The organism is Gracilibacillus lacisalsi DSM 19029 (genome assembly GCF_000377765.1).
Taxonomy (GTDB): domain Bacteria; phylum Bacillota; class Bacilli; order Bacillales; family Amphibacillaceae; genus Gracilibacillus; species Gracilibacillus lacisalsi.
On record NZ_KB898667.1, the window covers coordinates 1 to 12,586 of the forward strand.

Below are 12,586 nucleotides of genomic sequence, written 5' to 3' on the forward strand. Positions count from 1 at the left end.
TGATCAAGGATGGCATTATCAGCACAACCAATGGGTAAGTACATTAAAACAAAATAAAGTATTCCAAAGCATGTCACGTAAAGCTACTTGTGCAGACAATGCTTCAATAGAGAATTTCTTTGGTCTATTGAAACAAGAAATGTATTATGGAGAAGAACTAGTAAGCTATGAGGAATTAAAAAGACGAATTGAAGAATACATCTACTGGTATAATCACGAACGATCAAAAGAAAAATTGGCTGGATTGAGTCCAGTAGAATACCGAACTCAATCTAACCAATCAGCTGTATAACAAGACTCTAACTTTTGGGGGTAACCACCATGCTTCACAGTTTTTTTGTGTACAATATAGGGTAAGGAGTGATGAATATGAAAGTGATTTTAGATTGTGATCCCGGGCATGATGATGCGATTGCTATTATTCTAGCAGCGTCTAAAGTTAGTCCGTTAGATATCGTCGGTATTACAACGGTTTCGGGAAATGTAGAAGTAGAAAAGAATACCTTAAATGCATTAAAGGTTTGTGATATTATCGGTTTAGACGATGTTCCGGTAGTACAAGGTGCAGCACGGCCGATGGTAAGAGAACCAGAAATAGCAGAGCATATTCATGGAGAGACCGGTTTAGACGGTCCTAATCTGCCGAAGACTCCAAAAAGAACAGCGATTAGTCAACATGCGGTTGATTATATTATTGAGCAATTACACCATTCAGCAGAGCCGATTACCTTAGTTCCGACAGGTCCATTAACCAACATTGCCTTGGCACTAGTCAAAGATCCTTCTATCAGGACGAAGATAAAGGAAATTGTCTTAATGGGCGGGGGTACTTTTGGTAATTGGACACCGGCAGCAGAATTTAATATTTATGTGGATGCAGAAGCAGCAAAAGTCGTGTTTGAGAGTGGACTTCCGATTCGAATGTTTGGATTGGATGTAACACATCAAGCCCTGGCTACCAAAGAAACAGTAGAACAGTTAAAAGAAATTGCCAATCCAGTAAGTGAATTTGTGGCAGAGTTATTAGTCTTTTTTATGCAAGCGTACAAAGACTATTTTGCATTTTCAGGTGGCCCGATTCATGATGCATGTACGATTGCACATCTTATTGATCCTTCCATTTTTGAATTTGAAGATGTTCATGTTGCGATAGAAACAAAAGGAGAGCACAGTTACGGGATGACGGTAGTCGATCGTTTAGCTGTAACAGGTCATCAGCCGAATGCTTATTTTGCTACGGGACTCGATCAGGGGAAATTTTGGAGCTTATTTAAAAAAGCGTTAGAATCATACTCCGAGTGAGAGGAGACGTCAGGAATGAATCAACCTAAAATCACGGTGATTGGCAGTATTAATATGGACTTAGTTACCGAAACAGATATAATGCCAGTCCAAGGTGAAACGGTAAGAGGGGCCAATTTCCAAACGGTACCTGGTGGAAAAGGTGCAAATCAAGCAGTAGCGGCTGCTCGTTTGGGAGCGGAAGTAACGATGGTTGGCCGTGTGGGTGACGATCAATTTGGTGATGTTTTAATGGATCATTTACGGAAAGAAAACATTCAAGTAGACCACGTTGATCATGTAAGGGATACACCAACAGGTCTTGCTAATATCATCTTATCTGAACAGGATAATCGAATCATTATCATTGCTGGAGCAAATGGCAAAGTGACAAAGGATTATATCGAACAAATCAAAGCTGCGATTCTCAAGAGTGATTATGTTTTACTTCAATTTGAAATTCCGAAAGAAACGATTGTATATAGTATGGAATTATGTTATAAACATGGGATTCCTGTTATTGTTAATCCTGCACCAGCTATGGAATTGGATCAAGCAACATGGGAACAAGCTACATATATTACGCCGAATGAAACCGAACGGCAACAACTATTCGGAAATCAGTCTAATGAGAAATTAATTATCACAAAAGGTAAACAAGGTGTATCTTTTGTTGAAGCTGGCAAAGAGCAAGAAGTAGCAGGTCATCCAGTAGATGTTGTAGATACAACAGGTGCTGGTGATACCTTTAATGGAGCATTAGCAGTGGCGTTAGCCGAAGGTCAAGCTTTAACGAAAGCTGTCACGTTTGCGAATGCAGCAGCAGCGTTATCCGTCGGCAAGAAAGGAGCCCAAGGCGGTATGCCGACAAAAGACCAAGTAGAACAATTTTTAGGAAAAGGTTGATAGTTATGACGACAAAAATATTGAATAATGATTGGGCAGAGTTATTAGAAGCTGAATTTCAAAAGGATTATTATGTGCAATTACGAGAGTTTTTGAAACAGGAGTATCAGAACTACACGATTTATCCCAATATGTATGATATTTATAATGCGTTACATTACACACCTTTTCATCATGTGAAAGTGGTGATTCTAGGTCAGGACCCTTATCATGGACCTAATCAGGCGCATGGTTTAAGTTTTTCAGTTAAGCCAGAGGTTGATATTCCGCCTTCACTTAAAAATATCTATAAGGAATTACATGCAGATATTGGATGCCCCATTCCGAATCATGGTTATCTCGTGAAATGGGCAGAACAAGGTGTACTGCTACTTAACAACGTATTAACCGTACGGCAAGGACAAGCACATTCTCATCGTGGTAAGGGATGGGAGCAATTCACTGACCAAGTTATCATGACATTGAATCAAAAAGAAACACCTGTCGTATATATCCTTTGGGGAGCAGCAGCACAGAAAAAACAAGCTCTGATTGATTTAACTAAACATTATGTAATCAAATCACCACATCCAAGCCCATTATCAGCTCATCGCGGATTTTTCGGTAGCAAACCATTTTCTAAAGCTAATCAGATTCTTGAAGGAAATGGACAAGAAGCAATAGATTGGGAGATTGAATAATAGAGATAAATAGGAATCGTTCATTTGTTCATAAGAAAGAAAGTATAAAAATTAGGTGTCTGTCTAGCTCCAAGCACCAGAAACTACCGCTACGTTTCTAAACGGGCGCTTTTCGCTTTTCTTATTTATAAGGAAAGCATTATACGCGGCATGATAGTGTTTTTTTGTATCATAGGTGGTCATTTTGAAATGATATGTAGACGGAAAGCATCGCTCCGGCTGCCCGCTTCCCTTTCTGGAGTTTTACCTTCAGCTAACTTTTCCAAGCAAAAACCGCTTGAAAAAGTGGATCTTCAGGTAAAACAGTTTCCACAGGAGTTGAAGTGGGCAAGCCGCAGCGGTTGTTTAACCTTTTATTCATGTCAAAATAACTACTACTTTATAACTACTACTTTGGACAGGGTCGGGTGGGCTTTGCCGGTTTTTCTTAACTTGGATAGATGCAAGGAGATATCCAAGGAACAAAATTAGAAAGGTTTATTTATTCTGTAACATTTCCTTCAGCTCTCGTATTTCTTTCCGCAATTCTTTAATTTCACTTGTATCCTCTTTGATCTCATCTGTATCTTCTTCAATATCGTCAGTGATTTTTTGTGCATTATTGACGATTTCCCCAACGATTAAATTAATCATGATGAACGTTGCGATCACAATAAAGGATAGGAAGTACAGCCATGACCATGGTTCTTCTGCAAATATTGGGCGGAAAATACCACTTGCCCAGGATTCCAAAGTGAAAATCTGGAACAATGTAACAAAGCTTAAAAAGATATCACCAAAATATTCAGGTGCAATATCGCCATAAAAAGATGTACCGAGAATGGCATAAACATAGAAAATGATGGTCATAATTAACAACACACTGCTGATCGTTGGAATAGCCATAAATAGTGCGGATACAATCCGTCTTAAAGTGGGAATAACGGTAATCGTACGGAAAACACGCAAAACACGAAAAATACGTAATACACTAACGAACGGGGTACTATATAAAATCAAACTTCCCAGTACGATCACAAAGTCAAAAATATTCCAAGGATTAGAGAAAAAACCTTTTTTCAGTACAATAATTTTTAAAATCACCTCTAAAGTGAAAATGGCGAGAATGATTATATCAATTACAACAAAGTAAGTATGATAGTTTTCATAAATATTTGGGAATGTTTCAAGACCAATTAAGATCGCATTAAATATAATTAGTCCTGTAATAAAGCGATTAAAGCGTATATCCATGACAAATTTTCTTAATGAATTCATCCGATTTCTCCTTTTCTATATAACAAATCACATTATATCTCTCCAAATTATTTTAAAATGAAATGAGGATAAACACAAACTTGATACTATAATAAAAAAAGGAGTCGATATAAATGAAACGACATGAAGCGCTGCATCCGTTATCTCATCATCATCACCACACACTAGTAATGGCACAACAGTTAAAAAATGCAGATGAAAAAGCGAGTATTCAGGAGATGACAAGAGATGTTATTAAGTTCTGGAAAAACGATGGAGAAGATCATTTTCGTGATGAAGAAGAAGTGTTATTACCATTGTTTGCCCAATATCAAGAGATAGATATCCCTGAAATTCGTGAAATGCTGATGCAACATGTGCAGATCAGAAGCTATGTTCAACAAATCAGAAGTATGCAACGTAAAGATCGTCAAATTTTCCGTGATTTAGGGGAGTTGTTGCAAAAGCATGTCCGGTTAGAGGAACGAGTAATTTTCCCGATGATAGAGCAAGCTATTCCTGAGAATTATTTGTATCAGGCGAACGGCAGGTTTCATCGAGATTCATACAGCGGATTTTAAAATTAACTAGGATTCCATTTCTATTTTTTGCTATAATGTCAGTTGTAGCACTAGAAAATAGAAAGAAGTGAACACTGTGCGTAAAAGATTAGGTATTTTTTTTGATAAATTAAGTAATTTGTCTGGTATTCATCTTATTGTTTTATTTTATTTTTCAGCTGCATTATTATCTACATTTTTACTTAGTATCCCATACTTCCACCGTGAAGGTGTCGAGCTATCCTTGTTAGATAGTATCTTTACTGCAGTCAGTGCCATCAGTGTGACAGGACTCACTGTTGTATCTACAGCTGACACGTTTAATAATATCGGTTACTTCGTTTTAGCGTTTGTCTTGCAATTTGGCGGGATTGGTATTATGACGTTAGGAACATTTATATATTTAGTGCTTGGTAAAAAAATCGGAATACGAACAAGGCAATTGATTCAAATTGATCAAAATCGCAATACATTAGCAGGATTAGTCCAATTGATGTTGAAAATTTTAAGAACGATATTAGTCATTGAATTGTTTGGTGCTGTCGTTCTTTCCATTTACTTTCTAAAGTATTTTGATACATGGCAAGAAGCATTAATACAAGGAATTTTTGCATCTGTGAGTGCGACAACAAATGCAGGTTTTGATATTACTGGTGCTTCGCTTGTACCTTTTGCACATGACTATTTCGTGCAATTTATTACCATTCTTCTTCTAGTTTTAGGGGCAATTGGATTTCCTGTTTTATTAGAAATACAGGAAGTACTTTGGGGAAGATATCGCAATTTAGAATGGAAATATCAATTCTCTTTATTTACGAAAATAACTACGATTACGTTTTTTATATTAATTGTGGTCGGAGCCATAGGTATTTTTCTGTTTGAACATAATCATTTCTTGCAGGGAAAGGCATGGCATGAATCGTTGTTTTATAGTCTTTTTCAGTCCGTTACAACACGAAATGGTGGTTTGGCAACAATGGATGTTGCAGAATTCACCACACCTACGTTATTACTTTTGTGTGCACTTATGTTTATTGGAGCATCCCCTAGTAGTGTAGGAGGCGGAATTCGTACTACAACGTTTGCCATTATGATGCTGGCTATTTTTCATTACGCAAAAGGGCATAATACGATTAAAGTGTTCAAACGTGAGGTTGATCCTGATGATGTAACAAGATCATTTATTGTTGCGATTACAGCGATTATGTTATGTGGTAGTGCCATCGTGTTTTTGATTTGGATAGAGCCACTATCGAATATGGCAATTGTTTTTGAAGTGTTTTCGGCTTTTGGTACCACGGGGCTGTCAATGGGAGTGACATCCGATTTATCGGTAATCGGTAAAATAGTGATTATTTTATTGATGTTTATCGGAAGAATTGGAATTTTCTCTTTCTTGTTCTTAATTCGTGGAGAGGACGTTCACGACCGCTATCACTATCCAAAAGAAAAGATGATAATTGGATAAATCTATGATAAACTATCCTCTAGTTTGAATTATACCAAGGGGTCATAGAGATGAATACCATCGAAAAATTAAAACATGTGATGAAACAATGGACAGCCATTCATCATATCGTTATCTATTACTTGTTAGCGGTCATTATTGCAACTATAATTGTTAGTTTGCCAATTTTTCATAATCCAGGAATCGAATTATCATTTATTGACGCTATGTTCACTGCGGTTACATCGATAAGTGTGACAGGATTAACGGTTATTACTGTTGCAGATGTCTTTAACCCAGCTGGTCAGATTGCCATTGCGGTAATATTACACCTTGGTGGTATAGGGATTATGGCGATGGGGACCTTTATCTGGGTAGTACTCGGTAAAAAAATCGGTATTCGCAGTCGGAAAATGATTATGGTTGAGCAAAATAGTAAAACACTTTCTGGTCTAGTTAAATTAATGCTGGAGATCTTTAAACTGATTTTGTTGATTGAGTTGATTGGTGCTGCCATTTTATCGATTCATTTTCTCAATTATTATGACAGTGTCGGAGAAGCTATGTTACACGGTTTATTTGGAGCAGTCAGTGCAACTACGAACGGTGGTTTAGATATTACTGGTGCTTCGTTAATCCCGTTTGCTGATGATTATTTTGTACAATTTATCAATATGATTCTGATTGTTTTAGGAGCCATTGGTTTTCCAGTGTTAGTCGAAGTGCAGGAAGTTCTAAAAGGAAGAAGTCAAGTAATTAATGATCGTCATAAATTTTCTTTGTTTACCAAAATTACGACAGCTACATTCTTTTGGCTGGTTGTGATTGGAACTTTGCTGATCTTTTTACTTGAGAAAAACGCATTCTTTGCGGATAAATCATGGCATGAAACATTCTTCTATAGCTTGTTCCAATCGGTTACCAGTAGAAGTGGTGGTTTGGCAACAATGGATGTGTCTGAATTTTCAACGGCTACACTATTTTTAATCAGTGCCTTAATGTTTATTGGTGCTTCTCCAAGCAGTGTTGGAGGTGGGATTCGAACGACAACATTTGCGATTATGCTTTTGACGATTTGGAATTATGCTAAAGGGAATTCAAGTGTGAAAGTATTCGGACGTGAAATTCACCAAGAAGATATGTTGCGATCTTTTATCGTCATCACTACTGCATTAATGCTTTGTGTCGGATCGGTTATTATTCTAAATAAAACAGAGCCATTTACTCTGATGGAAATTATCTTTGAAGTAGCATCTGCTTTTGGTACTACCGGTTTATCAATGGGGATTACTCCTGAATTATCTACTTTTGGTAAATGTTTAATCATGTGTCTCATGTTTATTGGTCGGATCGGACTCTTTACCTTCTTATTTATCATCCGTGGCGATGATACCAAAGATCGTTTTCATTACCCAACAGAACGAGTTATTATCGGATAACCTCAAGGCCTTTGCATGGGGTTATTTTTGTGGAGAAGTATTGAATTTACGATTTGACAAACCTGACCTCGGTCGGACATTTGTTCCGCTATTCATCGAAAATTACGCTAATTTTCACCAAAAGTAACCGAATAAGGAACTAAATGTCCGCTAACATCGAGAAATGGTAGTTATTTTGCCAAATAACGCACTATATGTCCGCTCAATAAATGTTGACGTTCCATTTTGTGGTGTGCTCGAGTCTTCACAGTTTTTGAAATCAATCTATGCCGGAGAAATCCAAGATTTTCTTCATTCACCTAGATTAATCAGTAGGAAAAGGGGGTTATAATATAGTATAGTTATAGGTAGTAATAGTTTCGGGAAAGAGTAGTGAGAATGGAGGCGGATAAGATGGATTACGGAAACGAAGTAGGACAAATTCTAGAAAACATTGAAAAAGTTATGATTGGAAAGGAACGTGAGGTAACACTCAGTCTTGTTGCTCTGTTAGCTGATGGGCATGTATTATTGGAAGACGTACCAGGTGTAGGAAAAACAATGATGGTGCGAGCATTGTCAAAATCATTAAATTGTGATTTTAAAAGAATCCAATTCACACCTGATTTATTACCTTCTGATGTAACAGGTGTTTCGATATATAATCCAAAAGAAATGGTATTTGAATTTCGAAGTGGCCCTATTTTTGGTGATATCGTATTAGCGGATGAGATTAATAGAACCTCACCAAAAACCCAATCCGCTTTACTGGAAGCGATGGAGGAAATGAATGTAACAGTAGATGGCATGACAAAATCACTGCAAAAGCCTTTTTTCGTAATGGCAACCCAAAATCCAGTAGACTATGAAGGAACATATCCACTACCTGAAGCACAACTTGACCGTTTCCTCATGAAGTTAAGTATGGGATATCCCAACGAAGCAGATGAATTAGAAATGTTAAATCGAACTGATCGTGAGCATCCAATTGATGAAATAGAAGCAGTTATCAATAAAGAACAATTACTAAATATGCAAAAAGAAGTAGACAGTCTCTATGTTGATAACACGGTAAAACGTTATATTGTTCAACTGGTATCTGAAACGAGAAAAAGTCCTTACGTTCAACTAGGGGTAAGTCCACGTGGTTCGATTTCATTGATGAAAGCAGCAAAAGCATATGCTTATATTCAAAAACGCGACTATGTGATACCAGACGACATCGTTTATTTAGCTCCTTATGTTCTATCACACCGGGTCATATTACGTCCGGAAGCAAGATATGAAGGTGTTACCCAATCTTCTCTTATTACGCAAATACTAGAAGAAATCGATGTCCCTGTACGGAAGGAATTGCATGGATGAAACGAATCATTAAAAAAATGGTAAGAGAACTGCAACTACTTCTTTTACTAGGGATCTTGTTTGTATTTGCAATGTTTCAAGGAGGATTTGTTAGCTGGTTTTTATTCTACAGTATGTTACCTATTATTCTCTATATGCTGTTTATCCCATTCTATCCGATTCACAATTGGAAGATCGATAGAATATTATCGGACCGGTATTTGGAAACAGGTAGTGAGATAGAGGTAACGATTACGATCAAGCGAAAATCACGCTTTCCTATTTTCTATTTAGTTTTAGAAGAGATGTTTCCTGAAACACTTCAGTTTCAAGATATCGGCAAGAAAAAATATCAATCTCTTTCTGATCAACCATCCTATAATAGAAAGCGTTATGTAAAAAAAGTCATATATCCAGGTTTTCAGAAAGAATTTACTGTTTCGTATCGGATAGAGCATCTGCCACGAGGAAAACATCAGTTGTCCGATATCAATCTGAAAATGGGTGATCCATTCGGTTTTGTTGAATGTAATCATCCATTTTATGTCACGAAAGAGTTTTTTGTTTATCCTGCTATTCAAGACTTGAAGTGGAAACAGCAATCTATGAGTTTAGAAGAAGGCTCCAATTCCTCACATGTCCATGACGAAAAGCTGACAAATGTTGTATCAGGTGTTCGAGAATATATTCCCGGGGATCGCTTTTCATGGATTGATTGGAAAACGACTGCTCGGAAAAATACTGTGATGACAAAAGAGTTTGAACAGGAAAAGGATTCCAGTATTGTCGTTGTTTTAGATGTGGGTGGCCTACAACAATCGCAACGATTAGTGTTTGAAGCAGTAGTGGAATGGACAGCATCTGTTTTACAGTCGTTGCGTAAGAAAGATCAAAACATCTCGTTTTATACGTTCGGAAAAACGGAGAGATTTTTCTCCAATCAACAATTACAGTTCCAATTTCCAGCAGTGCAAAACTACCTCGCAACTGTAACACAAGAACAGGTATCATTAGCAGAACGAATAACAACTCCAATGAAGGAACTTTCAAGAGGAAGTGTCATTTTGTTTGTTATTCATCATTTAGATGAATTATTAGTAGAGAGATTATCCAACTGGAAGAAACAAGATTATACCATAGTAGTTTGCTATGTTATTCCAGAAAAACAATTGAACGATAAAGAAGAGCAATATATTCGGGCACTACGCTTGAAAAATATAAGTGTACAAGCCGTAACAGAAAGGGAACTGAAGCAAGAACAGTGGGAGGTGCAGGCATCTCGATGAAAAAAAATATCTCTTTAGAATCTGTATCTTCTTTTATTCTATTATTAGCAGGTTTTCTATTATTCTGGGAATGGCTCCGCCCGTTAGAACAAATAACAGATACAGGTAATGTGCATTTGTTTGTCATTTATACGGCTATTTGCTTTGTTACTTCTTTCTTAACAAGGAATGGCTGGGCCAAGTTCGTAATCAAATCTGTTTCCCTACTGTTTATACTAGATTATTTATTTCTTGATGCTACCTTGTTGTCTCGTGAATGGATACAGACTTTAACGTTGGAATTAAGGTATAATCTCGCAGCGGTTTGGAAAAACGATTGGGTATTAATGACATCCTTTTTCAGAAGCTTTTTATTCTTGCTATTGTTATGGCTTATGAGCTATCTATTACACTATTGGTTTATGGTTGCTAATAAATTCTTCTTATTTGTTGTTTTAACGTTCGTTTATTTAGCAGTATTAGATACGTATACGATATACGATGGTCAAGCAGCCATGATCAGAACGTTTGTCGTATCCTTTCTGGTTCTCGGACTCAGCAGATATGTGAAATTGATGAATAATGTGGATACCACTCATCGTAAGCAACATGTTTGGAGTTGGATGACACCGGTGCTGGTCATTGTACTGTTTGCTACCATACTTGGTATCTATTCACCGAAGTTAAATCCACAATGGCCAGATCCTGTTCCTTTTATTCAAAGTACAGCAGGACATGTTGGTTTTAGTGATGGTCCAGTACAAAAAGTCGGTTATGGGGAAGACGATTCACAATTGGGAGGTTCTTTTGTACAGGATGATTCTCCTGTGTTTGAGGCAATTGCTCATGATGATATTTATTGGAGAATAGAATCGAAGGACTTGTATACTGGAAAGGGCTGGGAACGTTCAACAGAATTAGACTTTCAAGAATTAACCAATGGTAATCTAGGTTGGAGTACTTTTTCACAACAGGTGGAAACAACTTCATACAATGCGGAGGTACGACCAGTAAATCAAAATCAATTGCCGAAAGTTGTATATCCGTATGGTATTAATCGTATTACGTCATTAGACCAAGGACAGTTTTTTACGGATAGTGAATTCGGTCTGATAGAATCTGAATCATCCGAACAGAATCAAAATTTGTCTTATACGATTGAATATGATGCTCCTTCCTATGCGATAAATGAATTGAGAGATAATTCAGGCGATGATCCTGCAGGGATAAAAGAACAGTATTTGCAATTACCAGACAGTCTACCAGAACGCGTAAGTGAATTAGCACTTGAGATAACAGACGGAGAAGACACTAGGTACGATAAAGCACAGGCGATAGAAAGCTACTTCTCTACCAATGGGTACGTGTATCAGATCGAAGATGTATCTGTCCCAGAAGAAGGCGAGGATTATGTTGATCAATTTTTATTCGAGACCAAAGTAGGTTATTGTGATAATTTTTCAACTTCTATGGTCGTGATGCTTCGTGCTTTGGATATCCCTGCACGGTGGGTGAAAGGATTCACTGGTGGCGTGGAAGCGGCAGATCAGCCTCCACTTCCAGACGACTATTCTTTATATGAAGTGACGAATAATAACGCGCACTCATGGGTAGAGGTATATTTTCCTGAAACTGGCTGGGTACCTTTTGAACCAACAAGTGGTTTTACGAACCCAACTGACTTTTATCTAGAAACGAGCGGAGATGTGAACACAGAGGATTATATGATCGATGAAGAAGAAACGGAAGAAGAAACGGAGCAAGAATCAAGTGAAGTCGAACAGGAAAATGAACAACTAAATCCAGATGAAGATGAAAGTGAAGTTGGTGGTGCCGATAATGAGGAGAAAGGAAATGGTGGAAACTATTATTGGATAGGTGCTGTACTGCTCATCTTAGCGATTCTTGCTACCATCATTTATCGTAAACTTACGGAACTAAGAGATTGGTATTTGTTAAAGAAATGGGATCGATTAAAACAAAGGTTAGAGATAGAAGCATCTTATGTCTACTTACTGGAAATACTAGAAAAAAGAGGGATGCCTCGAACGAAAGGGCAAACTTTACGACAGTATGCCAAAGAAGTAGACAGGCGTTTAGGAACTTCAGAAATGTATGATATCACACTAGCATATGAAGAATACCTGTATCGTGACCAACCATCATTAGCAAAGGATAACAAGCGATTACATGGGTTATTCCAACAAATGATTGATCAAATATTAGCTTGACCAGCCTCGTATCGATTGATAGAATAGATGAAAATTAAAGCGAATATTCGATGCAGTCTTCCCTGCATCATCATATCACCTTCATATATGTTTGAGAATAAGGCTCAAACGTTTCTACCGGAACACCGTAAATGTTCGGACTATGAAGGCGGGGGTCTTGCCGGGATTTCTGCCTTTCTGTTTATTATGAAGAAAGGCAGATTTTTTATGATAAAGAT

General features: G+C 37.4%; 11 protein-coding genes and 1 riboswitch. Of the genes, 10 read left to right on the top strand and 1 reads right to left on the bottom strand.

All coding sequences use genetic code 11. The annotated features are described in order from the left end of the window. The 4 genes from D569_RS0110165 to D569_RS0110180 form a co-directional block, all read left to right on the top strand. Positions 1–292 (top strand): IS3 family transposase (locus D569_RS0110165; protein WP_018932306.1); only part of this gene is annotated, 292 nt, incomplete at its 5' end. Between the two features lie 77 nt (positions 293–369). Further along, entirely contained in the window at positions 370–1,302 is a 933-nt protein-coding gene (locus tag D569_RS0110170; RefSeq protein WP_018932307.1) for a nucleoside hydrolase, read from the top strand. Positions 1,303–1,317: 15 nt separating this feature from the next. Beyond that, the gene (rbsK, locus tag D569_RS0110175) at positions 1,318–2,187 is read left to right on the top strand and encodes a ribokinase (protein ID WP_018932308.1); all 870 of its coding nucleotides are present in this window, start codon (positions 1,318–1,320) and stop codon (positions 2,185–2,187) included. 5 nt (positions 2,188–2,192) lie between these two features. Continuing rightward, positions 2,193–2,867, top strand: a complete 675-nt coding sequence (locus D569_RS0110180; protein WP_018932309.1) for a uracil-DNA glycosylase — start codon at positions 2,193–2,195, stop codon at positions 2,865–2,867. A 477-nt stretch (positions 2,868–3,344) separates the two neighbouring features. On the opposite strand, the gene D569_RS0110190 is transcribed toward D569_RS0110180, so the two are convergent. Beyond that, a complete protein-coding gene (locus D569_RS0110190) occupies positions 3,345–4,124 on the bottom strand; it encodes an ion transporter (RefSeq protein WP_018932311.1) in 780 nt (259 codons plus the stop codon). A gap of 113 nt (positions 4,125–4,237) precedes the next feature. Here D569_RS0110190 and D569_RS0110195 point away from each other — a divergent pair, with 113 nt between their 5' ends. The 6 genes from D569_RS0110195 (at position 4,238) to D569_RS0110220 (ending at position 12,368) form a co-directional block, all read left to right on the top strand. After that, a complete protein-coding gene (locus D569_RS0110195; protein WP_018932312.1) occupies positions 4,238–4,684 on the top strand; it encodes a hemerythrin domain-containing protein in 447 nt (148 codons plus the stop codon). Positions 4,685–4,760: 76 nt separating this feature from the next. Continuing rightward, positions 4,761–6,131, top strand: a complete 1,371-nt coding sequence (locus tag D569_RS0110200; RefSeq protein WP_018932313.1) for a TrkH family potassium uptake protein — start codon at positions 4,761–4,763, stop codon at positions 6,129–6,131. A gap of 50 nt (positions 6,132–6,181) precedes the next feature. Further along, on the top strand, positions 6,182–7,549 hold the full coding sequence (locus D569_RS0110205) for a TrkH family potassium uptake protein (protein ID WP_018932314.1): 1,368 nt from the start codon (positions 6,182–6,184) through the stop codon (positions 7,547–7,549). Between the two features lie 393 nt (positions 7,550–7,942). Beyond that, on the top strand, positions 7,943–8,893 hold the full coding sequence (locus D569_RS0110210) for an AAA family ATPase (protein WP_018932315.1): 951 nt from the start codon (positions 7,943–7,945) through the stop codon (positions 8,891–8,893). Next, positions 8,890–10,158, top strand: coding sequence for a DUF58 domain-containing protein (locus tag D569_RS0110215; protein WP_018932316.1), 1,269 nt, complete (start codon positions 8,890–8,892; stop codon positions 10,156–10,158). The genes D569_RS0110210 and D569_RS0110215 overlap by 4 nt, the downstream gene beginning before the upstream one ends. Beyond that, a complete protein-coding gene (locus D569_RS0110220; protein ID WP_018932317.1) occupies positions 10,155–12,368 on the top strand; it encodes a transglutaminase TgpA family protein in 2,214 nt (737 codons plus the stop codon). Before D569_RS0110215 ends, D569_RS0110220 begins: the two co-directional genes overlap by 4 nt. A 61-nt stretch (positions 12,369–12,429) precedes the next feature. Continuing rightward, positions 12,430–12,531: riboswitch (purine riboswitch) on the top strand. Positions 12,532–12,586: the final 55 nt, after the last annotated feature.

What these genes read in the sequence shown, in the direction of transcription:
- D569_RS0110170 (WP_018932307.1), top strand. Translation starts at nt 370, where the DNA reads ATGAAAGTGATTTTAGATTGTGATCCCGGGCATGATGATGCGATTGCT.
- rbsK (WP_018932308.1), top strand. Translation starts at nt 1,318, where the DNA reads ATGAATCAACCTAAAATCACGGTGATTGGCAGTATTAATATGGACTTA.
- D569_RS0110180 (WP_018932309.1), top strand. Translation starts at nt 2,193, where the DNA reads ATGACGACAAAAATATTGAATAATGATTGGGCAGAGTTATTAGAAGCT.
- D569_RS0110190 (WP_018932311.1), bottom strand. Translation starts at nt 4,124, where the DNA reads ATGAATTCATTAAGAAAATTTGTCATGGATATACGCTTTAATCGCTTT.
- D569_RS0110195 (WP_018932312.1), top strand. Translation starts at nt 4,238, where the DNA reads ATGAAACGACATGAAGCGCTGCATCCGTTATCTCATCATCATCACCAC.
- D569_RS0110205 (WP_018932314.1), top strand. Translation starts at nt 6,182, where the DNA reads ATGAATACCATCGAAAAATTAAAACATGTGATGAAACAATGGACAGCC.
- D569_RS0110210 (WP_018932315.1), top strand. Translation starts at nt 7,943, where the DNA reads ATGGATTACGGAAACGAAGTAGGACAAATTCTAGAAAACATTGAAAAA.
- D569_RS0110215 (WP_018932316.1), top strand. Translation starts at nt 8,890, where the DNA reads ATGAAACGAATCATTAAAAAAATGGTAAGAGAACTGCAACTACTTCTT.
- D569_RS0110220 (WP_018932317.1), top strand. Translation starts at nt 10,155, where the DNA reads ATGAAAAAAAATATCTCTTTAGAATCTGTATCTTCTTTTATTCTATTA.